General features: G+C 50.7%; 21 protein-coding genes. 17 read left to right on the forward strand and 4 right to left on the reverse strand.

Features of this window, described 5'->3' with window-relative positions:
* Positions 1-5: 5 nt before the first annotated feature.
* The 8 genes from fmt (at position 6) to spoVM (ending at position 8,340) form a co-directional block, all read left to right on the forward strand.
* Positions 6-938 carry a methionyl-tRNA formyltransferase gene (fmt, locus tag MKY58_RS08360; RefSeq protein ID WP_339324181.1) on the forward strand — a complete coding sequence of 311 codons (933 nt, stop codon included), beginning with the start codon at positions 6-8 and terminating at the stop codon, positions 936-938.
* Positions 935-2,308, forward strand: coding sequence for a 16S rRNA (cytosine(967)-C(5))-methyltransferase RsmB (gene rsmB / locus MKY58_RS08365; RefSeq protein ID WP_339324182.1), 1,374 nt, complete (start codon positions 935-937; stop codon positions 2,306-2,308). Before fmt ends, rsmB begins: the two co-directional genes overlap by 4 nt.
* Before the next feature lie 156 nt (positions 2,309-2,464).
* Positions 2,465-3,505: a 23S rRNA (adenine(2503)-C(2))-methyltransferase RlmN gene (gene rlmN, locus MKY58_RS08370; protein ID WP_036707690.1), complete on the forward strand. Its 1,041-nt coding sequence runs from the start codon at positions 2,465-2,467 to the stop codon at positions 3,503-3,505.
* A gap of 7 nt (positions 3,506-3,512) precedes the next feature.
* Positions 3,513-4,292: a Stp1/IreP family PP2C-type Ser/Thr phosphatase gene (locus MKY58_RS08375; protein ID WP_339324183.1), complete on the forward strand. Its 780-nt coding sequence runs from the start codon at positions 3,513-3,515 to the stop codon at positions 4,290-4,292.
* Positions 4,289-6,457 (forward strand): Stk1 family PASTA domain-containing Ser/Thr kinase, encoded by a 2,169-nt coding sequence (gene pknB, locus MKY58_RS08380; RefSeq protein WP_339324184.1) that lies wholly within the window; start codon positions 4,289-4,291, stop codon positions 6,455-6,457. Before MKY58_RS08375 ends, pknB begins: the two co-directional genes overlap by 4 nt.
* A gap of 48 nt (positions 6,458-6,505) precedes the next feature.
* Complete coding sequence (rsgA, locus tag MKY58_RS08385; protein ID WP_339324185.1) at positions 6,506-7,420, forward strand: ribosome small subunit-dependent GTPase A; 915 nt, start codon at positions 6,506-6,508, stop codon at positions 7,418-7,420.
* 5 nt (positions 7,421-7,425) lie between these two features.
* Positions 7,426-8,088, forward strand: a complete 663-nt coding sequence (gene rpe, locus MKY58_RS08390; protein ID WP_339324186.1) for a ribulose-phosphate 3-epimerase — start codon at positions 7,426-7,428, stop codon at positions 8,086-8,088.
* Positions 8,089-8,259: 171 nt separating this feature from the next.
* Positions 8,260-8,340, forward strand: a complete 81-nt coding sequence (gene spoVM, locus MKY58_RS08395; RefSeq protein WP_036707696.1) for a stage V sporulation protein SpoVM — start codon at positions 8,260-8,262, stop codon at positions 8,338-8,340.
* A 336-nt stretch (positions 8,341-8,676) separates the two neighbouring features.
* On the opposite strand, the gene rpmB is transcribed toward spoVM, so the two are convergent.
* Positions 8,677-8,865 carry a 50S ribosomal protein L28 gene (rpmB, locus tag MKY58_RS08400; protein WP_081992147.1) on the reverse strand — a complete coding sequence of 63 codons (189 nt, stop codon included), beginning with the start codon at positions 8,863-8,865 and terminating at the stop codon, positions 8,677-8,679.
* Between the two features lie 284 nt (positions 8,866-9,149).
* Between rpmB and MKY58_RS08405 the strand changes: the two genes are divergently transcribed.
* The 5 genes from MKY58_RS08405 (at position 9,150) to MKY58_RS08425 (ending at position 14,914) form a co-directional block, all read left to right on the forward strand.
* Positions 9,150-10,949 (forward strand): DAK2 domain-containing protein, encoded by a 1,800-nt coding sequence (locus MKY58_RS08405; RefSeq protein ID WP_212947034.1) that lies wholly within the window; start codon positions 9,150-9,152, stop codon positions 10,947-10,949.
* Positions 10,950-11,002: 53 nt separating this feature from the next.
* A complete protein-coding gene (locus tag MKY58_RS08410; protein WP_339324187.1) occupies positions 11,003-11,860 on the forward strand; it encodes a DegV family protein in 858 nt (285 codons plus the stop codon).
* 15 nt (positions 11,861-11,875) lie between these two features.
* Positions 11,876-13,927 carry an ATP-dependent DNA helicase RecG gene (gene recG, locus MKY58_RS08415; RefSeq protein ID WP_212947029.1) on the forward strand — a complete coding sequence of 684 codons (2,052 nt, stop codon included), beginning with the start codon at positions 11,876-11,878 and terminating at the stop codon, positions 13,925-13,927.
* A 66-nt stretch (positions 13,928-13,993) separates the two neighbouring features.
* Complete coding sequence (locus tag MKY58_RS08420) at positions 13,994-14,281, forward strand: stage VI sporulation protein F (RefSeq protein WP_036707702.1); 288 nt, start codon at positions 13,994-13,996, stop codon at positions 14,279-14,281.
* Positions 14,282-14,512: 231 nt separating this feature from the next.
* Positions 14,513-14,914, forward strand: a complete 402-nt coding sequence (locus MKY58_RS08425) for a cupredoxin domain-containing protein (protein WP_212947027.1) — start codon at positions 14,513-14,515, stop codon at positions 14,912-14,914.
* A 105-nt stretch (positions 14,915-15,019) separates the two neighbouring features.
* Here MKY58_RS08425 and MKY58_RS08430 read toward each other — a convergent pair whose 3' ends face one another.
* The 3 genes from MKY58_RS08430 to MKY58_RS08440 all read right to left on the reverse strand — a co-directional run bounded on the left by MKY58_RS08430 (position 15,020) and on the right by MKY58_RS08440 (position 16,574).
* Positions 15,020-15,694 carry an SOS response-associated peptidase gene (locus MKY58_RS08430; protein WP_339324188.1) on the reverse strand — a complete coding sequence of 225 codons (675 nt, stop codon included), beginning with the start codon at positions 15,692-15,694 and terminating at the stop codon, positions 15,020-15,022.
* A gap of 89 nt (positions 15,695-15,783) precedes the next feature.
* Entirely contained in the window at positions 15,784-16,134 is a 351-nt protein-coding gene (locus tag MKY58_RS08435; RefSeq protein ID WP_212947023.1) for a YolD-like family protein, read from the reverse strand.
* Positions 16,131-16,574, reverse strand: coding sequence for a hypothetical protein (locus MKY58_RS08440; protein ID WP_339324189.1), 444 nt, complete (start codon positions 16,572-16,574; stop codon positions 16,131-16,133). Before MKY58_RS08440 ends, MKY58_RS08435 begins: the two co-directional genes overlap by 4 nt.
* A gap of 186 nt (positions 16,575-16,760) precedes the next feature.
* Between MKY58_RS08440 and MKY58_RS08445 the strand changes: the two genes are divergently transcribed.
* The 4 genes from MKY58_RS08445 to MKY58_RS08460 are packed head-to-tail and all read left to right on the forward strand — an operon-like array spanning position 16,761 to position 22,745.
* Entirely contained in the window at positions 16,761-18,020 is a 1,260-nt protein-coding gene (locus MKY58_RS08445; protein WP_339324190.1) for a hypothetical protein, read from the forward strand.
* A 20-nt stretch (positions 18,021-18,040) separates the two neighbouring features.
* On the forward strand, positions 18,041-20,533 hold the full coding sequence (locus tag MKY58_RS08450) for a helix-turn-helix domain-containing protein (protein ID WP_339324191.1): 2,493 nt from the start codon (positions 18,041-18,043) through the stop codon (positions 20,531-20,533).
* On the forward strand, positions 20,533-22,164 hold the full coding sequence (locus MKY58_RS08455) for an integrase (protein ID WP_339324192.1): 1,632 nt from the start codon (positions 20,533-20,535) through the stop codon (positions 22,162-22,164). Before MKY58_RS08450 ends, MKY58_RS08455 begins: the two co-directional genes overlap by 1 nt.
* Positions 22,161-22,745 (forward strand): hypothetical protein, encoded by a 585-nt coding sequence (locus tag MKY58_RS08460; RefSeq protein WP_339324193.1) that lies wholly within the window; start codon positions 22,161-22,163, stop codon positions 22,743-22,745. The genes MKY58_RS08455 and MKY58_RS08460 overlap by 4 nt, the downstream gene beginning before the upstream one ends.
* Positions 22,746-23,005 lie beyond the last annotated feature (260 nt).

Here is a 23,005-nt window from a genome sequence, read left to right on the forward strand (position 1 = left end):
GCTTCATGAATATCGTATTCATGGGGACGCCGGCTTTTGCCGTTCCCAGCCTGCGAATGCTGCTTAGCGAGGGATACAACGTCGTGGCCGTGGTCACCCAGCCGGATCGGCCCCAGGGGCGCAAAAAAGTGCTGACGCCTACGCCGGTCAAGGAAGTCGCTTTGGAACACGGCATTCCCGTGCTGCAGCCCCAGCGCATGCGCAGCCCCGAAGCGGTCGCGGAGCTTGCGGCCTACAAGCCGGATTTGATCGTTACGGCCGCGTACGGACAAATCCTCCCGAAAAGCGTGCTGGATCTTCCGGCGAACGGCTGCGTGAACGTGCACGGATCGCTTCTTCCCAAATACCGGGGAGGGGCTCCGATCCAGCGCTGCATCATCAACGGCGAAACCGAAACGGGAATCACGCTGATGTATATGGCCGAAGGCCTCGATACCGGGGACATGATTGCCCAGGTCAAAGTGGTGATCGACGAGGAGGACACGTCCGGAACGTTGTTCGAGAAGCTCAGCCTTGCGGGCGCGGAGCTGCTCAAAGAACAAATGCCGCGCCTCTCAAACGGCCGCGTCGAAGCCGAAAAGCAGGACGAGAGTCTCGCGACGTACGCGCCGAATTTGAAGCGCGAAGACGAAAAAATCGATTGGAGCGCCTCCACGCGCGATATATACAACCAAATCCGCGGGCTGGTGCCTTTTTCCGGCGGCTTTGCCTTGTGGAACGGCGAGGTGTTTAAGGTGTGGGCTTCCCGGAAGGCCGACAAGGCGTCGAAGGACGCCGCTCCGGGAACGGTTCTGCAGCTTGCCGAGCAGGGGATCGAGGTTAAAACCGGAGACGGCTCCCTGTGGCTGACCCGGGTGCAGCCAAGCGGCAAAAAGCAGATGGATGCGGCAGAATTCGCGCGCGGCAAAACGATGGCGCCGGGGACGGTGTTGACGTGAGTGCAGGAAAACGTCAGGGCAAGCCCGCCGCTTCGGCGCGGGAGGTTGCCCTCGATGTGCTGACGCGGGTCGAAGAAAACAAAGCCTACAGCAATTTGCAGCTGAATTCGGCCCTGCAGCGGGCTTCTTTGCCGCGCGAGGATGCAGGGCTGGCGACGGAGCTGGTCTACGGGACGATTTCCCGTCTGAATACGCTGGACTATTTTTTGGAACGGTTCGTCACGAAAGGCATCCAGAAGCTGCAGCCATGGGTCCGGAATTTGCTCCGGCTGAGCTTGTACCAGCTGATGTACCTGGACCGCATTCCTCCCCACGCCGCCGTTAACGAGGCGGTCAATTTGGCCAAGCGCCGGGGACATCAAGGAATATCCGGCATGGTGAACGGGGTGCTTCGCAGCGTCCTGCGCAGCAAAGACCAGCTGGTCCTGCCAAGCGGCCTGCCGCCGGCGGAGCGCATTGCGCTTGAACATTCCCATCCGCTGTGGCTGGTGGAACGTTGGATCGAAGAATACGGGGAAAGCGCCGCCGAAGCCATATGCCGCGCGAACAACGAACCGCCCGCGGTAAGCGTGCGGGTGAACACGACCATGGTCAGCCGCGAAGGCATGCTGGCCGAGCTGGAACAAGCGGGCGTAAAAGCCGCTCCATCGGCCCTTTCCCCGGAAGGCATCTTGGTCTACGGCGGCGGCAACATGGCCCTGACGGACTGGTACCGGGACGGCCAAATTTCGATCCAGGACGAAAGCTCGATGCTGGTCGCCGGCGCCGTCGCTCCCGAACCGGGGATGCGGGTGCTCGATTGCTGCGCCGCTCCGGGCGGAAAAACGGCCCATATGGCCGAGCTGATGAAGGACCGGGGCGAAATCGTGGCCAATGAGCTGCATGAGCATAAGCGGAAGCTGATCGAAGCCCAGGCGGAAAGGCTCGGTTTAGGAAGCATCCAGGCGGTGACGGGCGATGCGCTCGAGCTGGCCCGTCGTTATCCCGCGGATTCCTTCGACCGGATTTTGCTTGATGCCCCTTGCTCGGGACTTGGCGTCATCCGGCGCAAGCCCGATTTGAAGTGGACCAAAACCCCGGACGATATCGGCGAAATCGCCGCCCTGCAGCGGAAGCTGCTAGATTCGGTTTCCTCCCTGCTGCGCGTCGGAGGCATCATGGTATACAGCACCTGCACGATCGGACGGGAAGAGAACGAACAAGTGGTCCGCCATTTTTTGGACACCCATCCGGGGTTCGGGCTGCCGGAGGATTCCGGCGGGACTTGGGGCAAGCTGCATTCGGACGCCGAAGGGGCGGGCGTGCAGATCATGCCTCAGGATTACGGCAGCGACGGTTTTTATATCGCCAGAATCCGGAGATTCTTTTAAACCGTAAAATCGCAAGGTATAAAGAGATGGTACAGCCTATTGATCCCGCTCGGCCTAAGCTTGGCGGGTTTCTCTTTTACCGCTACTTTTATTTGTGTTAAAATAGGAAGAATGAGAAACAATATGCATATGAATGATAAAGACAGGTGTGGTGAAATGAAGCCTTTTATATACGATTTGAACCTGGACGACCTCCAGGAATGGGCCAAGGAAAACGGCGAACCCGCGTTTCGCGCCGGCCAGATTTTTGATTGGCTTTACGTGAAAAGGGTGAATAACTTTCAGGAAATGACCAATTTGTCCAAGGAGCTTCGCGCGAAGCTGGAGGATCAGTTCGAATTCGTGACGCTCAAGGAAATTACCAAGCTGGAGTCCAAGGACGGAACGGTCAAGTTCCTGTTCGGCCTTCACGACGACCATGCGATCGAGACGGTCATCATGAAGCATAACTACGGCAACAGCATTTGCGTGACGACCCAGGTCGGCTGCCGCATCGGCTGCACGTTTTGCGCTTCGACCTTGGGCGGTCTCAAGCGGAACCTGACGGCCGGCGAAATCGTCGCCCAGGTGGTTCAGGCCCAAAAAATACTGGACGAAAAAGGCGAACGCGTCAGCAGCATCGTCATTATGGGCTCCGGGGAGCCGTTCGAAAACTACGAGGCCACGATGAAGTTCCTTCGGATCATGATCCACGAAAAAGGGCTGAACATCGGCCAGCGCCATATCACGGTGTCGACGAGCGGCATCGTGCCGAACATTTACAAGTTCGCGAATGAGGATACCCAGATCAATCTGGCCATTTCCATCCATGCTCCGAACGACATGCTGCGCTCCAAGCTGATGCCGGTCAACCGCCGGTATCCTTTCGAGGACGTCATGGAGGCGCTGCGGTATTACCTCGCGAAGACCGGCCGCCGCATCACGTTCGAATACGCCCTGATCGGCGGCGTCAACGACCAGCCGGAGCATGCGGCCGAGCTGGCGAGCGTGCTGAAGGACATGCTGTGCCACGTGAACCTGATTCCGGTCAACCACGTGCCTGAACGCAAGTACGTCCGTACCTCGCGCAACGACATTTTCAAGTTTCAAAGAGTACTCGCGGAAAACGGGGTCAATGTAACGATCAGACGGGAGCAAGGCCACGATATCGCGGCTGCATGCGGACAACTGCGTGCGAAGCATATGGAGTTGAGGTGAGTGAAACTTGATTAAAACAGTTCATGCCAGTAACATAGGCCGCGTCCGATCGGTAAACGAGGACTCGGTCTGGATTGGCCACCTTTCGCAAGGGTATACGATCGGCATCGTCGCCGACGGGATGGGCGGGCATCAGGCCGGAGACACGGCAAGCCGCCTTGCCGTCGACACGATTGCGGAGGATTTGTCGACGCTGGAAAAAGGGATGTCTGAAGAAGGTTTGAGCGCGGCCGTCAGCGACGCGATCCTGCATGCCAACGACGTCATTTACAATGAAGCATCCAAAAATGAAAAATATCACAATATGGGTACGACCGTCGAGGTGCTGCTGCTCCAGGAGCGTTCCGGCGTCATCGGGCATATCGGCGACAGCAGAGCCTACAAAATTGTAAATGGCGAAGCCATTCAGATTACGGAAGACCATACGCTTGTCAATGAACTGTATAAAAGCGGCCAGATCAGCCTTGAGGAAATGAAAACCCATCCGCGCCGCAACGTCATCATGCGCGCTTTGGGCACCGATCCCGAGGTGTCCGTCGATCTGTATCCTGTCACGCTGTCTGCCGGAGAGGTGCTCCTTCTGTGCAGCGACGGGCTCAGCAGCCTGGTAAGCGGCGAACATATCGCCCAGATTTCAGGCATGCAGAACGTTTCGCTGGAAGAACGGGCGGACCGTCTCCTGCAGCTGGCACTTCTCGCCGGAGGCGATGACAACATTACCGTCGCCCTGTTTGAACTTCAACAAGATGAAGTCTCCGGGCAAAGCATAAAGGAGTGGGATTCATGATCGGACACGAATTGGGCGGCCGTTATGAAATTATTGAACGTATCGGCGGCGGCGGGATGGCCCTGGTCTACAAAGCCCATGATTTGCTATTGGGCCGCAACGTTGCCGTCAAAGTGTTGCGCCAGCAGTTTGTGCACGATGAGGAGTTTATCCGCCGGTTCCGCCGCGAGGCGCAGTCGGCCGCTTCCTTGTCCCATCCTAACGTGGTCAGCATTTACGACGTGGGGCAGGAAAACGAAATCCATTACATTGTCATGGAATACGTCGAAGGCCATAATCTCAACGAAATCATCAAGGAACGCGCGCCTTTGCAGGTGGAAGAGGCCGTCCGGATTGCGTCCCAAATTTGCGATGCGCTGGATCATGCCCACCAGAACCAGATCATTCACCGGGACATCAAACCGCATAACATCTTGATCGGCCGGAACGGCAGGGTCAAAGTGACGGATTTCGGGATCGCCCGCGCGGTCACGTCGACGACGATTACCCAAACCGGTTCGGTCGTCGGTTCCGTGCATTATTTCTCACCGGAGCATGCCAAAGGCGTGACGACGGGAGAGAAATCGGATTTATACTCTTTAGGCATCGTACTTTATCAAATGCTGACGGCTCGGCTTCCGTTTCTGGGAGAAAGCCCGATCAGCGTGGCGCTTAAACATTTGCAGGAGGAGTTCGAGGAGCCGCGCGAAGTGAATCCCCTCATTCCGCAAAGCGTCGAAAACATCATTCTCAAATCGATGCGCAAAAATCCGCAGGAGCGGTACCAGAGCGCCAAGGAAATGCTGCATGACCTGGATACCTGCCTCTCCCCGGAGCGCAGGAACGAGGAAAAGCTCGACTTTTCGGACGTGGACGACGAGGATCGTACCCGCGTCATTCCGGCGATCAAACCGCAGCATATCGGTCCGACCCCGGTGAGGTCGAGGCAGGTTCCTTCCGAAGACCGGGAGGAGCGCCATGAGCCCTCCGCCCCGGCCGGCAAACGAAAAAAATCAAAAAAGCCGATTCTTTGGATTAGTTTGACGCTGTTGCTTCTGATTGCCATGGCGGCCGTCGTGTTTTACGTGAATCATAAATTGGTCGTACCGAATGTGACCGTGCCGAAAGTCATTGGCCTGAAGGAAGAAGATGCCCGCATAAAGCTCAATCAACAGGGAATCGAAGTCGATCCGAACGTCATTCGCGCATATAAGCCGGGAGTGGATGAAGGCATCGTATATAATCAGAGCCGAAGAGAGGGGACAGAGGTCAAAAAAGGGTCGCTCGTTCAAATTTCGGTCGGAAGCGCCAAACCTTTGAAAAAGATGCCTGACCTCAAGACGTTACCGGTTGATGATGCGTTAAAGAAACTGTTCGATCAAGGGTTCAAAGAGGATAATATCGACACCAAAGAGGAAAACAGCGATAAGCCGGCTGGCACCGTCATTTCCCAGGCGCCGGGCGCCAACGCCGATGTCGATCCCGATAAAGATCACGTCACCCTGACGGTCAGCAAAGGACCGAAGCAGGTGCAGATGCCGGACCTGATCGGCAAAAAGCAGGACAAAGCGGCGAAGATGCTGGAATCGGCGGGGCTCAAGCTGGACCCGAACATCCAGCAGGAAGCAAGCTACACGGTACCGAAAGGCACGGTCATTGCCCAATGGCCGTACGATCCGGGCCAGCTGGCCGATCCGGATGAGAAAATTCAGATTACCGTAAGCTCGGGGTATCCGGCCGACGCGATCAAATACACCTATAACGTCCCTGTCCTCCCTGAGGAGGAAGGCAAAAATACCAAGGTCCGCATCGAATACGCGGATGCTTCCACCAACGGGGAAACGAAAGAATGGGGAACCAAAAACATCAACTCGATGCAGGTATTCCCGGTCGAGGTGGTGGTCGGGCCGTCCAAAGACGCCACCGTCAGGGTCGTCCGCAACGGCCAGCTTTTCGACACCTATACCGTGTACTACACGGATGTGAAGAACGGTACGGTTCCTGATATCGATATCGTCCTTCCGAACAATACCGGGGATGAACAGGACATTCCGGAGAATCCCGCGGATGAAAACAAAGGCGGGGACGAAACGACCGGGATGACGCCTCCGGGCTGGAAGCACGGCAACCCGGGCAAGGGCAATAAAAAGAAAAACGAAAACGTAATTTATCAACAAAACCATTAAGGCCGCCCTCAGCGGCGGTCCTTACGGAGAAAGTGAGGCCTTTCATGTATGCCTGAAGGAGTTATCGTGAAGGCGTTAAGCGGATATTATTATGTCAAACCACTCGAAAACGGAATGGCGGCTTCGGGAGGCGGGGATGCGATCCAATGCAGGGCGCGCGGCATTTTTAAGAAAAAGGGCGTGACCCCGCTGGTAGGGGACCATATCCGGTATTCCCATACGGAAAACGGAGAAGGCATGGTGGATGAAATTTTGCCGCGCCGCTCCGAGCTGATCCGTCCCCCGGTCGCCAACGTGGATTTGGCTGTTCTGGTATTTTCGGTGCGCGAGCCGGATTTGAACCTCCAGCTGCTGGACAAGTTTCTGGTTCATATCGAGCACGCCGGTCTTGATACGGTCATCTGCTTGACCAAACAGGATCTTCTGGCCGAAGCGAAAGGGGAGGACCCGGTCGCTTTGGTCCAATCGCTGTACGAAAATATCGGATATCAAGTCATCGTATCGAGCTCACGCTTAGGGCTGGGAACGGAACTGCTGACGGAACGATTGAAGGGGCAAATCAGCGTGTTTTCGGGGCAGTCGGGAGTAGGCAAATCGTCTTTGCTGAACCGGCTCGTTCCCGGACTCGAGCTGGAAACGAGCGCGATCAGCATGAAGCTTGGACGGGGGAAACATACGACCCGCCATGTGGAGCTGATCGAGCTTCCAGGCGGCGGCTTTGTGGCGGATACGCCGGGCTTTAGCCAGCTGGACTTTTTGGAACTGGGCGTCGAAGAGCTCTCGACCTGTTTTAGGGAGTTTGCCTCTTTGGCCGAGGGATGCAAATTCCGCGGCTGCAGCCATACCCATGAGCCGGGCTGCAAAGTTCGGGAGGCCGTGGAAAATGGAAACGTCGCAGCGAGCCGCTATGAGCATTATGTGCAGTTCTTAACGGAAATGAAAGATAAAAAGCGGAGGTATTAACGGAAATGATTAAAATAGCGCCATCGATATTGTCAGCAGATTTTGCCCGGTTGGGGCCGGAGGTAGCGGCTGCGGAAGCGGGAGGAGCGGACTGGATCCACGTGGATGTCATGGACGGGCATTTCGTTCCGAACATCACGCTCGGGCCGGCCATCGTCAGCGCCATCAAGCCGCATACGAGCCTGCCTCTCGACGTTCATTTAATGATCGAGCGTCCGGAGGCATACATCGCTGATTTCGTCAAAGCCGGCGCAGACGTAATTACCGTTCATGCCGAGGCTTGCACGCATTTGCATCGGGTCATCCATATGATCAAGGAACACGGAATCAAAGCCGGGGTTGCCATCAACCCGGCCACTCCGGCTTCGGCCATCCAGGAAGTGCTGGAGGACGTGGACTTGGTGCTTGTCATGACCGTTAACCCGGGTTTCGGAGGACAAGCCTTCATTCCGCGTACGGTCCATAAAATCCGCCAGATTCGCCAATGGCTGAACGAAGCTTCGCGTTTTGACGTTCATATCGAAGTCGACGGCGGCATTACGAGCGAAACGGCGCCTCTGGTTGCGGAGGCCGGCGCGGATGTGTTGGTCGCAGGCAGCGCCGTTTACGGCAAAGAGGACCGCGAGGCGGCCATTCGGGCCATCCGTTCCAGCGCGCAAAAGGGATAAACGGATCTGGGCGGTTTCACTTGTCTGCCTGTGTCATAGGTCATGCTTTTGGTGCATACATTGGTTACATGAGCAGGGTTCTCATGTAACCTTTTTTTTGTTCGTTTCTGCAGTGAACGCGCTAAAGGCATACCATACGCGATAAACATGAGAATATGGGGAGGGTGGAATATGAAATTTTATACGTTTAAGCTGCCAAAGTTTTTGGGAGGATTCGTAAAAGCTCTTTTAAACACATTTCATAAAAGCTGAAGACTCCTTATGGTATGCCGCTGATGCAAAAAAACCTCTGACGCAAGGCGGCATGATTCACACCGAATAGGGCCAAAGGCATTAAAAAAGCACCTGCTGTTAAACAAGGTGCTTTTTGCTTATATGCTATTCTTAAGGTCTAAGAAAGTGTAAATCGTCCGGAGGCTTGTCTAAAGTTATAGATTCCGCCTCCTGTAAGCGGTTCGTCTTCGGTAAAAAGACGTTTTCTTAAGAATACAGAATGCAGGGCCTCAAGCTGCGCAGCATGCGACGATTCTGTATTCGCAAGAAAAACCCCCGCGCAGGGCGCGACTTTCATAACGTAAGTACGACGAATTACACGCGGGTAACTTTACCGGATTTGAGCGCACGAGTGCTCACATAAACGCGCTTAGGTTTGCCGTCAACAAGAATACGAACTTTTTGCACGTTCACGCCCCAAGAACGACGGTTACGGTTGTTAGCGTGAGATACATGGTTACCGCTTCCTGGCTTCTTGCCAGTCACATAACATTTGCGAGACATAGATTACACCTCCTTGTTCCAAACACCTGCATAAAACAATACTTGTATATCATATCACAGCAAAAAATGCTTCGTCAACCGCCAGCCAAAAACATTTATTTCTGGTGTCTCTTATAGTACAATGATGAATAGCCCATAATGGTTTAATATGGGACGCTTCATTATATATGCATTATCGGGAATTTTGTAAAATCATGAACGAAATTGGCGAAACGAAAACGCGGATACGACGTATGTATAAGGACGCCATTAGCTAGGGATCAAGCTAGGAAGGGGATTTATCATTGAGTAAGCGTTCTTTGAATGGGACAGATTTTACCGCAATGGTATTGGCCGGAGCGGAGCAGCTGCAGCAGCATGCAGAGCATGTCAATTCTCTTAATGTATTTCCGGTGCCGGACGGCGACACGGGAACGAACATGAATCTGACGATGAGCGCAGGTGTGACTGAGTTAAAAAGAAATCATTCCGACTCGATCGGACACAGTGCGGGGGTTTTGTCCAAAGGACTGCTGATGGGTGCGCGCGGAAACTCCGGCGTTATCACATCCCAGCTTTTCCGGGGGTTTGGCCGCTATGCCGCGCCTTACGATGAACTGAATGCAATGCAGTTTGCAGCGGCCCTGCAAACGGGCGTGGACGCTGCGTATAAAGCCGTCGTGAAGCCTGTGGAAGGCACGATTTTGACCGTTGCCAAGGAGGCTGCCAAACATGCCGTATTTTGCGCGCGGCGGACGAACGACGTTACCGAGCTGATGGAGCAGGTGCTTCTCAAGGCGCAGGAGACGTTATCCCAGACGCCGGAGATGCTGCCTGTACTGAAGCAGGTCGGCGTCGTGGATTCGGGGGGACAAGGTCTTGTATATATTTATGAAGGCTTCCTCCGTTACCTGAAGGGAATCCAGGGGAATGCCGAGTTTGCGGGCGCCGCGATCGCAAGACAAGCACCGGCGGCTGCGAAGCCGGAGGCGGCATCGGCGGTTTTGAACTCCGCTGCGCACGCGTTTGCGGAACGGCCGGAGCTGGCCCAATCCAAAATCGAAACCGAAGACATCGAATATTTATACGATATGGAGTTTTTCATCAACCGTCAGCTTGGCGGCCAAGCGGCATCATTCGACGAGGATGAATTCCGGAAAGCGTTGTCAATAAATGGGGATTCCATCATTATCATTGCGGACGACGAACTGATCAAGGTTCATGTCCATTCCAAAGCGCCGGGCGACGTGCTGAATTTGGCGCTTCGTTACGGCGAAATTACGCAAATCCATATTTTGAATATGCGTGAGCAGCACCGGGACCTGTTGACGACGGGCCTCGATATTGCGCCTATGCCCGAGTTGTTCGCCGGCTTGCCGGCCGATCCTGTCGAACATTCGCGCGAGCAGGCACCTGCGACGCCTCCGGCGGATGAACTGGCGCCTTATGGCTTTATCGCCGTCGCTTCAGGCCAAGGCATCGCCGATATTTTCAAGAGCCTCGGCGTCGATGTCGTGCTGTCCGGCGGACAAACGATGAACCCGAGCACGGAGGATTTCGTCAAAGCGATCCGCTCGATTTCGGCGCAGCATGTTTATATTTTGCCGAACAATTCCAATATCGTGCTTGCCGCGGAACAGGCACGGGAGCTGCTTGAGGACGAGCGCAGCGTCACGGTCATTCCGAGCAAGAGCATTCCGCAGGGAATTTCGGCCGCGTTTGCGTTTTCCGAAGAAGAAACTTCGGATACGAACACCGGCAGCATGATGGATGCGATCGCGCGGGTCAAATCCGGGCAGGTCACCCATGCGGTGCGCGATACCGCAATCGACGACATCAACATCAAGGCCGGGCAATATATCGGCATCGAGAACTCGAAGATCGTAACGGCTGCCGACAGCATTTTGGCTGCATGCCAGGAGCTTTTATCCAAAATGCTGATCAACGGCGACGAAATCGTGACGGTACTCGCGGGAGAACAAACGGATTCCAGCCTGACCGCGGAGCTTGCGGACTGGATCGGCGAGAATTATCCGGACGCGGAGGTCGAGGTTCATCAAGGCGGACAGCCGGTGTATTATTATCTTTTCTCCGTCGAACCCTAATTAAGTTTTACACAGGTAAGGTTTAGAATAAACCTCTAAAGGAGGCCACACGCATGGCTCATCCGGTCATTGTGACGGACAGCACCGCTGACATACCGGAGGAACTGGTCAATAAATACGACATTCACGTCGTTCCGCTTCGCCTTATGTTCGGCGAGGAAACTTTTGAGGACGGCGTCGACATTTCGGCCGAAGTGTTTTATAAAAGGCTTGTGCAATCGGAGCAGCTGCCTACGACATCGCAGGCTTCTCCCGCCGATTATATCGAAGCTTACCAAAATTTGATGAACATGTTTCCGGACAGCCCGATCATTTCTTTTCACATTTCGTCAGGGCTCAGCGGGACGTACCAGTCGGCGCTGCTGGCCAAGTCGATGCTCGATGATCCGCCTTCCATTTATGTCGTGGATTCCAAATCGGCTTCTTACGGCTTTGGGCTTCTTGTCGTTCATGCGGCCCGGCTTGCCGCCGAAGGGAAAACCGCGGCGGAGATTCTGGATGCGGTGGAACAGGTTCGCCGACAGCGCAAGCTGTATTTTCTCGTCGATACGCTCGAATATTTGCAAAAGGGCGGGCGGATCGGCAAAGCGGCTGCCGTCATCGGCAACCTGCTGAACATCAAACCGATTCTCTCCATCGATGAAGAAGGGATCATTTATGCGGTGGAAAAGGTCAGGGGCCGCAAAAAAGCGATATCCCGCATGATCGAACGTTTTCAGGCAGATTTGGGCGGGATCCGAAACATTAACGTGGCCGTAGGCCATACGGCGGACCCGGCTTCGGCCGATCCGGTGCTCGAGGAACTGTCGCGGCATTACAACCTTGGTGAGGTCGTGCTGACCAATGTTGGTCCGGTTGTCGGCACCCATGTCGGTCCCGGAACGCTGGCCGTGTTTATCTGGCCGAATTAAAATGAGGGATGGGAAATGAGTCTTAGTTTGGATCAAATTTCAATCCGTCAGGTGCGCGGCGTGAGTGCTCTCAAAGAAGGAGAGCTTCACGCCTTTGGCATCTTTACGGTAAAAGATTTGCTTGAATATTATCCTTTTCGTTACGAGGATTACCGCCTGCGCTCGCTCAGCGAAGTGAAGGACGGCGACAAAATCACCATTCAAGCCAAAATTATGGGCGTTCCGGTGCTGCAGCGCTACGGGCGGAAATCGAGGCTCACGTGCAAAGTGATGGCCGAGCAGTGGATGTTTACCGCCGTTTGGTTCAACCGGCATTTTTTGCGCGACCAGCTGACGAGCGGACGGGAAATCGTGCTTGTGGGCAAATGGGACCAGAAGCGCATGCAGCTTACCGTGTCGGAATCGGAATTTCCGGATCAAGGGGCCTGGCGCAGCGGAACGCTGCAGCCGGTCTATTCGGTCGGCGGGAAGATCACGCAAGCGTGGATGCGCAAAACGATCGGACAAGCGTTAACCCAATACGGGGACATGATTCCGGAAATCCTTCCTCCTGCCATCATGCAAAAATACGATTTTATGCCGCGAAAAAGGGCGATCGCCACGATCCATCAACCGCAGGATTCGCGGGAAGGGCAGCAGGGCCGGGAACGCATGGTTTACGAGGAGTTGTTTTTGTTCCAACTGAAAATGCATGCTTACCGGGCGCTGAACCGGCGCAGGATGGACGGCATCGTGCATACCGTGGACAATAAAACGATGCGCGAATTCGTGCGGAGCCTGCCGTTTGAGCTGACGGACGCTCAGAAGAAGGTGGAGCTGGAGATTTTGCAGGATATGCGTTCCCCGTACTGCATGAATCGGCTGCTGCAGGGCGACGTCGGTTCGGGCAAAACCGTCATTGCCGCGATCGCTTTATACGGGGCGGTCCGTTCCGGGTTTCAAGGTGCGCTGATGGTGCCGACCGAAATTTTGGCCGAGCAGCATATGCGTTCCCTGCAAAAGCTGTTTGAACCGTTTGGCATTACGGTAGGTCTCCTGACCGGCAGCGTGACCGGACGCAAGCGCAAAGATCTGCTGGCTTCGCTGCAAATGGGCATGACCGATATCGTGGTGGGCACGCATGCGCTGATCCAGGAGGATGTGTTTTTTCGTCAGCTTGGCCTGGTCGTCACGGATGAACAGCACCGGTTCGGGGTCAATCAGCGCAGCATTTTGCGGCGAAAAGGCTACAACCCCGACGTGCTGACGATGACCGCCACGCCGATTCCGCGGACGCTGGCGATTACCGCTTTCGGCGACATGGACGTTTCGACGTTATCGGAGCGGCCTAAAGGCCGGATTCCGATCACCACCTACTGGGTGAAACATGACATGATGGACCGCGTGCTTAAGTTTATTTCCAAGGAAATAGACCAAGGCCGGCAGGCCTATCTCATTTGCCCTTTGATCGAGGAGTCCGAAAAATTGGATGTGCAAAATGCGATCGACCTGCATATCCAAATGCAGCAGGCATTCCCGAATACCCGAGTCGGTTTGCTTCACGGCCGGATGACGCCGGCCGAAAAAGAAGAAGTGATGCGGTCCTTTAACGCAAACGAAGTTCAGCTGCTGGTCTCCACGACGGTCGTGGAAGTAGGGGTGGACGTGCCGAATGCCACGCTGATGGTCATCATGGACGCCGACCGTTTCGGCCTGTCCCAGCTTCACCAGCTGCGCGGCAGAGTCGGCCGCGGTCAGCACGCCTCCTACTGCATCCTGATTGCCGATCCGAAGTCCGAAGTCGGGCAGGAACGGATGAACGTCATGACGGAAACGGACGACGGTTTTGAGGTGTCGCGCCGGGATTTGGATCTGAGAGGCCCGGGCGATTTTTTCGGAACGAAGCAGAGCGGTTTGCCGGAATTCCGGCTTGCCGACATGGTCAGCGATTTCGCGGTGCTCGAAAAGGCGCGGGACGATGCGTCCCGGCTCGTGGCGGACAGCGAGTTTTGGACGTCCCCGGCGTATGCCGGACTCCGGGACTATCTGCAGCAGGAACAGATATTTCAGGGAGATTTGGTAGATTAGGCACATGGGACTGGCCCCCCGTCATATACTTAGTTGAATTGGAATTTGACGGGAGGTGCCAATGTTTTGGGTTATCAGCAGTATGGAATCAGTCCTGCATTAGTGGCAAGAGTCAAGCAAAAAATGAAAAATCCGGCGACCAAAGAGCGGATCAAAGGCATTCTGGAAGGCGTCAGCAAGTTCGACCTGCAGGATCCGGCAAAGGTTCAGCGTCTTGTGAAATCGGCGTCGGGAATACTTAAGGAACCTTTATCTTCTGCTGAAGAGCAGCAAATCATACGGTTTGTGCTGGCGCAGCGGATTGATCCGAATAACACCTTCCATTTGATCAAGCTTTGGGGCATGTTCCGTTGATGGGAGTCGAAACGCCAAAAAAGGCCTATAAGGGGATACCGCGTGCTGGTATTTTCCTCATAGGTCTTTTTGTTTGCATAGTTGGTCCTGCCGCGGTCAAAAATAATGACGTGGAAGGCAGCCATTGTTCAGGTTTTCGCGACATTCGCGCATGCGAAGAAGCCTGACTGACATGATGCATTAGCAATTCGTGTTCGATTCATCATTATTTATACCCAGGAGGTCAAAGGCATGAAGAAATGGATGACATTGGGACTTACCCTGCTGCTCGTTTTTGCACTCAGCGCCTGCGGCAGCAAAACGAATAACAACACCGCGGGCAACAACAACGCAGGTACCGCGGGGGGAACAACGGGAGGCGCAGCAGGGGGAGCTCAGGACATTAAAGTGACGGCAACCAACTTCCAATTTGAGCCTGCGGAAATCCGGGTCAAAAAGGGAGACAAAGTGAAAATTACGCTCGTCAATAAAGAAGGCGCCCACGGCCTGGAAATTCCCGACTTTAAAGTCAACCTGCAAAAGGACGGCTCCGCCGAATTTACGGCCGATAAACCGGGAGAACACGAATTCCACTGCTCCGTGATGTGCGGCGCGGGCCATGACAACATGGTTGGCAAAATCATCGTCGAATAAATCGGCGTCATAGCCAAAAGAAAAAGACCGTCGGGCAGCCTTTCTCAGGCTGAGGGACGGTCTTTTTGGTTTGGGCGGCCCTGTAACTGGGGCCGCTTTTACGCGTCACGAGCTTTTTTCGATGCAGAGCGGCGAATCGTTTTTGACCGAATTAACGGCCGTGCTGACGGGATAGGCTTCCATTTCGTCCGCCGGATACGGCACGAGCAGCTGCTGAAGCTCCCTCGGATCGGCCTGGCCCCTTTGCACCCAGCGCAGCTCGTCTTCCGGCCGCAAAATGACGGGCATCCGGTCGTGAATCGGCTCCATCAGCTCGTTGGGTTTCGTCGTGATGATGGTACAGGTCGCGATTTTCGTTCCGTCCTCCTGCACCCAAATATCGTATAGTCCGGCCATGCTGAACAAGTCGCTGCTTTTGAGCTTGATCCGGTAAGGCTGTTTGCCGCCGGCCGTTTTCTGCCACTCGTAAAAGCCGTCGGCCGGAATCAGGCATCTCTTTCGCTCAAAAGGGATACGATAAGCGGGCTTGTCCAACAGCGTTTCGCCGCGGGCATTGATCATCCGGCTTCCTATCCCGGGGTCTTTGGCCCAGGACGGCACCAAACCCCATTTCAGCTCGCCGAGCCGAAGGCGGGTCCCGTCGTGGATAATGGATAATACCATTTGCGTCGGCGCAATATTATACTGCGGCCGGTGATAAGGCACGGCATATCCGGGATCGAGCTCATACCTGAGCAGCAGCTCCTCCAGCGATACGACCAGCGTAAATCGTCCGCACATACGGCATCTCTCCTCATTTACGCCGGCCCCCCTTCGGTGCTGCCGAAAGCAGAGGGAGGGGGACCGGCAACCTTTCCTTTAGTTTACCGCTACACGTCCGATTCCGCCACCGCACCGATGATTTGGTCCAAAGGAATCCATTGGGGGTAATCGTCTTCGTGTTCTTTGATCCGGATTTGCCGCCGGACGGGATCGATCCGAAGCACCCGGCCCGTAAGCCGGATATCTTGCGGATCGCCAAAAAGCGTAATCGTCACGCGTGAACCGCCGTATAACGCCCCCGTCAACACCGCGGCCATTTCCTCGGCGGCCTGCGGGTCGATCAGCGGGGGCGTGCGGCGCACGAGCCGCTGCTGGTGCCGGATATACGCTTCCCGGTGTTCCGGCAGCATCATCCGGGACGACTCGAATAAGCCGTTGCCTTGAAGTTTTTTGCTCATTTGTAATGTCCTCCAATCCGAAGCGAGCGATCCTGCGCCTGGCCGGCCGCTTGAAGCGAGGAGGCGCGGAGGATCGCGGTTTCGCCGAACCTGCTTTTGATCCCGTCCGTCGCGCGTTCCAAATTCCGCTTCCGGTCCCGGTCTCCGAACAGCGTCAGCTGGATCAGGGAGTCCGGGCGAAGATCGGTTAAAGAGATCCCGATTTTGCGGACGGGAAGGCCGTTCCAGTGGCGTTGGAACAGCAGGCAGGCGGCATCGTAAATTTCGTCGGTAATGTTCGTCGGGTCCGAAAGCTTCATCTGCCTTGAAAAACCGGTGGGACGGTCAAAATCGGCCCCCTGACAGCCCACGTTGACGACAAAACCCATCAGCCCTTTTTCCCGGCAGCGCCGGCCGACCGCTTCGCATAACTCGAGCAGTATCTGTAAAACTATGAGCATAATTTTATGTGTGCATTAATAAACAGTATAAACCCTTGATTTATCTAGGGTTTATGCTGTTTTTTCGTATTTTCTTTATGAGCATTATTGATGTCTTAACACGATAACATGGATATGGTAACATTTTTACAGTCACGATAATCTATGAGCATAATTGTAAGCTGAAATAGATTCGGGGGTTATAAAATGGACCATAGTGGTTCAATCGTGCCTTTCTCAAGAAGAATTGATGAGTTGCGTTTTGGTGTGCAGAGTGTAGGAATTGAGTTGTGGAAAAGGCATCGTGATAGTGAGCCTGTCGTTAACAGGCATGCTGTGATCGTTTTGCAAAATAAAATGAACGGCAGACTATCTGTTCATCCTCTTACGGAATTTATTTTTCATTATTGGAAATACAGAGCTTACAATTCTCAGAGACTACATGCTAATTACCTCTGCGCTTTCTTAAATTACATACTTATTGAAAATCGTATGAAATACAAACTTACTTCATTAAAAGAACTACGCTTTTCTCATGCCACAGAGTTCTTGAACAATTTGACGAGAAAAGAAAAATCAAGAATGACGGTTAGAAAGGCGGAAAGAACCTTAACTCTATTCTTTGAGTTCTTAGCGAAGAAAAAACTGTTGGAGCATGTTGACGAAAGTGCCTTTAAAAAGAAGATCCTTTACGGTAAATCGAATCAAAAATATACGGTTTCCCCATTCAAAGGTGTCATTATGCCGAGAAATAGGCAAGGCCATATAGCTCATGATTTACCTGAACGATATATTTTGCCTTTGATCGAGTTGGCTGTGAAGATCGCGAATCCCATTGCTTTGGGGATTTATATGCAGTGCTTTGGTGGAATTAGACAAGGTGAGCTTGTGAACATTCGAAGATCCGATGTAAATTCTATCGGTTCTTTCGGAGAGTTTGGTTTAGTGGTTCGCCTACAAAAAAGAAACTTGAGAACAGATATTAAAGATAGTGCCGGTGCAAGTGGCGTTAAAAAACCAAGAAGACAAATCGTTTTTCCAATTCAAGACTGGCTACAACAGTTGTATCGAAACCACATTGAAAATTATACTCCTGTGGATGGATCTGATGCGTTATTTGTAAATCGGGATGGCAAAGCCATGTCGGGACAAAGCTACAGGGCATACTTCAGTAAATTAAAAAGAGAGTTTTTGAAGCAACTAAGGAATTCTTCAAATCCGGATGATCTGATTTACGCTATCAAATTGGAAGAATATAAATGGTCCACTCATCTAGGCAGAGGCATATTTACAAATCTATTAGCAGAAGAAGCTGATAACCCATACGATATTGCTTTGCCAAGAGGTGACTCCAATCTTGCATCATCTCTTGTTTATCAAGGAAATACGGAACGAATGAGAAAAAAACTTGAGGACCGCATGCAACATTTATATAAGGATTACTTACCAAATTTAATTAAAAAATGAATTTTTGGAGAATAAGAAACATGTCGTATTTGAATCCAGCCGAAGCTGCAGAAAAATTAGAAATAGGCTATAAAAGCTTACTACGCTTGTTGAAAAGGGGGGTGCTTACCGGCGCAATAAAAGTACATCGTTCGTGGCAAATCCCTCTCAAAGCCATAGAGGAATACAAGGCATCGTTAAACATTCCTGAGGGATATCTAACTATTGCTGAAATAGCCGAACAACTTAATCTTACCGAACTCTGGGTTGGCAGACTAATTAAGAGAGGGACATTTGCTGGAGCAAAGAAACATAGAGGTTCTTGGATAGTGCCTTCCATCTCTGTAGAGGAGTATATTCAGTCTTCCTCCTCCCCTGAAGGATTCCTTTCCTTCCGGGAAGCCGCTGAATATTTATCCATAGGTGAGTCATGGATCAGAAAATTAGTGTTAAGAGAAATTTTATCGGGCGTGGAAGTCATCAATGGCGTCCGTTACATCCGAAAGGAGTGCATAGACGAATATTTAAAATCGATATCGCCGCCAGAAGGATACGTCTCCGCTGCTCAAGCTGCACAAGAACTATCTCTTAGCAAAACAGCCGTTAATTCCTTGGCAAAAGAAGGGGCATTTCCCGGTGCAAAAAAACAAAAAATACCGTATCATCACGCAGGATGGGTTATTCCAGTTGAGTCTTTAAGGGAATATAAGGAGTCTCGTTCCTTTCCGAGCAATTATATTTCTGGAACAGATATTGCTGCGCAGTTAGAGGTTAGCAAAGCCTGGATTACTAAATTAATCCGAACAGGCGTGATACCTAAAGGTATAAAACACAACAACGAGTGGATTGTTCCAACCGATGAGGCGAACAGGTTTATTGAAAGAGAACGAAAAAGACAACAATCGACACCGCTTGAGTTATTTGAATTTCGGTTGGCTGAACTGGATGTACCGGATACTTTACAAAAAACAGTTGCGCTCTACCGTGAATTTGTAACGTTAAAAATCAATAGCAGCCAAGGCAACAGCCATACGATTCACAATCAAGCCTTAGAGTATATCAGCACATTAAAGCGATTATTCCGTTTGCTAAATACAGAAGTATTCTTAATGGATGCAGATCAATTAGAAATTATCTTTCGAAGTGCAGAAATGGGGATTCGGGATAAACGTAATTTCATTTACTTTTTGGAGTTTTGCACTGGCAAAGGGTTATGTTCATACTCGAAAAGTTATGCAGTCACTCCCCTTCCTGTTGAAGAAAGGGAGATGTACAGTCCGGAACAATTTTTAGCTTATTACAATTATGTTCGGGATGTCGACATTCACATTGAGCAGGCCATCCAAAGTAGGGATTATGCTGTAACATGGCTATATGTCTTAATGCATGTCATTGATGCATGGAGACCATCAGACATTGTTAAGATGCCGAATATTGCGCTGGAGGCCTGCAATTTGCAGACTTTTGACCAACTCAGGGAAACGAAAATCACTCAAGAGCAAGCGCAAGCAGTCATTAATCATCTGTATAAACGGGTGGAACGAATGTATATTAACAAGACCGGTGCTCTGGGGCATTTCCTCGTCAATCAGGATATGATTGTCCCCACTGCTACCGTTCTTGTGATCACGGAAATTCATCGTAGAATTGAAAATGATAAGCAACTAGTCAGACTTGGACGAAGAAGATTCACCCATTTTGAAAAAGAAATCCATTTTCGGTTATTTTTCGATAAGCGTCCGGATCTTGTTGATTTCCAAAGTCGGAAAATGAATAGGACTCTCTTAACTTATTTCTTTTACAGTGTCGTAGAGGGAAAAGGGAATGCCGATATCGCTTACGAACTGTCTCAACGGATTAGAGGACATACCGATAAAAATTCGACTGCAACATACATTCAAGCAGTAAACAAAGATGGTTCTATAGAACGTGTAAGTCTGAATTTGTTTAACCGGGGGCATTTTGGATGGCTATATCATCTTCTTATTCGTCTCTCTATGCCAAACACGCCGCAGCTAGAGTTAGAGCAAAGCACCGTGTTGATCGAACAATTTCGAAATGATTTTAGTCCTTACCAACTGGAACAACTTAGCTATTTCCTAATCCGGCAGCAACAAAGCAAACAATCTTTGGCTTTGCGACTATCCAATCTTACGGAAAAAGACTTGAACACATTGTTATTTAAAATTTATAAGGGTGAGATGCCCGCCAAGTTGCAGCATGTACAATGCTTGACATACCCAAATTGCACTTCCCCAACTGCTATAAGTTGCCTACATTGTGAAAACGCGATACCAAAAGTTTATATCCTGATTTCGATCCAACATGAACTTGAGCGTTTAATTTCATCGATTCAAAATACCAAATATCCCGCTGTACGTGTCAGGGACCGCAAGTTTTTGTTTCAAATTCTGGATCTGTTAAGTCAGGCAATGCAGCAATTTGGCAGATCCTATGTTCAAACTTTTATTGATCTTAACAATCTAAAGGAAAAGATGATTGCTATTCAAAATTTACTTAGTGAGGAAATTTAATGGCTAAATTCCACTCGGCATTACACAGAAGAAAAACCATAGAGGAACTAAGTGATCGAACTATCTTGGAAAGTATTGAGCTGATCACCTTTAGTCGAAATGATCTTCACGAATACAAAGAAATGTTTAGAGAGTTGCAACAGAAAGGAGTTATTGTTACAGGAGCTTTTGAAGGCGACTTATGGTCCACCCAAGGTGAATCTAGCAAAATTCTTTTCCGCTTTGATTGCGAACTCTATGGCGAGGTCAACTTGGCTTTAAAATGCTATACAGTACAAAAAATATATAATGGCATTAAAGCACAAACCGTTCGGCTAAATGTAGCAAAAATAAAAGAAGCCATACGAATTACCCGGGGGTTTCGACCGGATTATTTATCACATTTAGAAGATGCGTTCAACCGTTTCGGGATGCATAAACAGTTTACCATGGCCACCAGTATAAGGGAATTTCTTGCTTATTATAATCACCCATATTCGGATGCGTATAGCGATTTGTGTTCAATTTTTAATACGAAAGTCTCGAATGTACGCGAATTGCCCAATTTTCATGATATCCTGCTTTTCGATCATGCTTTAGATGAATATTTTAATACCTGTACTACTGACGAAGAAAAATTGAAATTTTATCCACTCTTGTTATGGTGGAGAATCACCCGTATCATTCCCATGCGCCCCGTCGAATTTTATTCATTACGCCGGGATTGCACGTTCAAAGATAATGAGGATAGATATTGGATGGTTTTGCCGAGAAAAAAGAAGAAATCTACCCTTCCGGGAAAACTCGAGATAACGGATACTGTCCAGATAAATCAAGAAGTCTTTGAATTTATTGAGGATTATAAACAACTTACATCAGCTTACGATTCTGAATCCTACTATTTGATCTCGTATAAGGCATATCGGAAATACGTAAAAATAAAAACGAAGGAAAAAGCGCGAGAGAAAATGGGCGCTTTCCAATTTATCAATATCATTGATCGATTTTACGATGAAATCGTTACTCCGAAGTACGGTGATTTAGAAAGAATAAAGCCTGGCGATACCAGGCACTTTGCCTTTTGCAACATGATGTTGCAAGGGTTTAATATGCTAACTATTGCCCGTATAGGCGGGCATAACCAACTGGAAACCCAATTGCATTATCATAAACATTTGGATCACTTCGCTTCATCTTTCGTCCATCACGCGGCGCAGATGCTTCGAATGAACCGTAAGAAATTAATGCGGTCAAATTGGGATGTTGGCACTCAAGCTATAATTGCTAAAAGTAAAATCTACCGACTTGATGATTTTCAAGAGACATACAAAGTGGAAAACGGCTATTGTACGGATCACCCATCGCGTTGTCAGGTCGGGGATTGCCGCTTTTGCGAATATTATCTTTTCTCGCCAGATGACGAACAAAAGGGATTGGCATGGCTGAAAGATTGTTCTAATTTGCTGGAAACCAGAATTAAGGAACAATTGGAGCTCATTCGATATGTCACAAAATCAATGAATTACGATTGTACAACGTTGACTTATCAGCAAACGGGCCAAGAAAAGCTATCCTCAGCCTGCAATGAACTGAGGAGATTGATGGATCAAAAAGCAATGGTCGATTCTCACCTTCTGGAGGATGAATTGTGAAAAAGGGAGCACCGCCAAAATATACAGATAAGCAATTAAAAGACATCCTATTAAAATATATCTCAAAGAATCCAGGGAAGAAGATTAATCCTTCCATCTTGGAAAGAGAGACCGGGATAAATCGATTTATTTGGACACGAAGAATGTCAGAGCAAATAGCGAAGCTCAACGAGCCAGTGCAGCAGGAGGTTGAAGGAACTGATGGTGCACTTCCCTTACCAAATGTTGTTGAGCTTGTTGAAACATACTGGAACAATAAAACGGGTTTGATTAACGCATTAGCTCACTATAATGAGATGCTCAATGCCTTGCATCAAAAGGCTAAGAAATATGACACAATTCTTCAGGAAAACCAAGACTTAGTTGCTAAATTGTCGTTAAAAGAAGGGCGGATTAAAACGCTCAAGAACGAGATTAAATTACTAAAAAAACAGTATCTCGAAGTAGCGGTCAAAAGCACATATAAGACCTTCCAAGAGGAAGAAGGGCTTGAAAAAATCATATCCATAAATAAAAAAACTGAGGATCGAGCCTTAAAAGCGGATATTGTGAAGATGTATCCCGAATTATTTGATAATTGATGTGAGGCCAGCATATTCTGCCCTCTGCGGTATTCAACAACTTATGATATAATTGATATTGTGACTAAGCGTGGTCACTGGACAAGCGATCCTCGAGACGGCGGTCAAACCTTTATCTCGACGGATCGCTTGTTTTGTTATAACTGGTGGATTGCGCTGTTTGGGATATTCAATACTCTTCACTGTAGACAACGGTCTACTCGAAATATTGATGGTCTACCGTGGTTTTTATGGTTGACCAAAGTTGACCCAGTTGAGGC

The sequence above is a fragment of the Paenibacillus sp. FSL W8-0194 genome (genome assembly GCF_037969745.1).
Lineage (GTDB): Bacteria > Bacillota > Bacilli > Paenibacillales > Paenibacillaceae > Paenibacillus_AQ > Paenibacillus_AQ cookii.

Excerpts from the sequence above, each read along its gene's own strand:
- MKY58_RS08430 (WP_339324188.1), bottom strand. The coding sequence starts at position 15,694 with ATGTGCGGACGATTTACGCTGGTCGTATCGCTGGAGGAGCTGCTGCTC.
- spoVM (WP_036707696.1), top strand. The coding sequence starts at position 8,260 with ATGAAATTTTATACGTTTAAGCTGCCAAAGTTTTTGGGAGGATTCGTA.
- recG (WP_212947029.1), top strand. The coding sequence starts at position 11,876 with ATGAGTCTTAGTTTGGATCAAATTTCAATCCGTCAGGTGCGCGGCGTG.
- MKY58_RS08440 (WP_339324189.1), bottom strand. The coding sequence starts at position 16,574 with ATGCTCATAGTTTTACAGATACTGCTCGAGTTATGCGAAGCGGTCGGC.
- MKY58_RS08450 (WP_339324191.1), top strand. The coding sequence starts at position 18,041 with ATGTCGTATTTGAATCCAGCCGAAGCTGCAGAAAAATTAGAAATAGGC.
- MKY58_RS08445 (WP_339324190.1), top strand. The coding sequence starts at position 16,761 with ATGGACCATAGTGGTTCAATCGTGCCTTTCTCAAGAAGAATTGATGAG.
- fmt (WP_339324181.1), top strand. The coding sequence starts at position 6 with ATGAATATCGTATTCATGGGGACGCCGGCTTTTGCCGTTCCCAGCCTG.
- MKY58_RS08425 (WP_212947027.1), top strand. The coding sequence starts at position 14,513 with ATGAAGAAATGGATGACATTGGGACTTACCCTGCTGCTCGTTTTTGCA.
- MKY58_RS08410 (WP_339324187.1), top strand. The coding sequence starts at position 11,003 with ATGGCTCATCCGGTCATTGTGACGGACAGCACCGCTGACATACCGGAG.
- rsgA (WP_339324185.1), top strand. The coding sequence starts at position 6,506 with ATGCCTGAAGGAGTTATCGTGAAGGCGTTAAGCGGATATTATTATGTC.
- rpmB (WP_081992147.1), bottom strand. The coding sequence starts at position 8,865 with ATGTCTCGCAAATGTTATGTGACTGGCAAGAAGCCAGGAAGCGGTAAC.
- MKY58_RS08455 (WP_339324192.1), top strand. The coding sequence starts at position 20,533 with ATGGCTAAATTCCACTCGGCATTACACAGAAGAAAAACCATAGAGGAA.
- rlmN (WP_036707690.1), top strand. The coding sequence starts at position 2,465 with ATGAAGCCTTTTATATACGATTTGAACCTGGACGACCTCCAGGAATGG.
- pknB (WP_339324184.1), top strand. The coding sequence starts at position 4,289 with ATGATCGGACACGAATTGGGCGGCCGTTATGAAATTATTGAACGTATC.
- rpe (WP_339324186.1), top strand. The coding sequence starts at position 7,426 with ATGATTAAAATAGCGCCATCGATATTGTCAGCAGATTTTGCCCGGTTG.
- MKY58_RS08435 (WP_212947023.1), bottom strand. The coding sequence starts at position 16,134 with ATGAGCAAAAAACTTCAAGGCAACGGCTTATTCGAGTCGTCCCGGATG.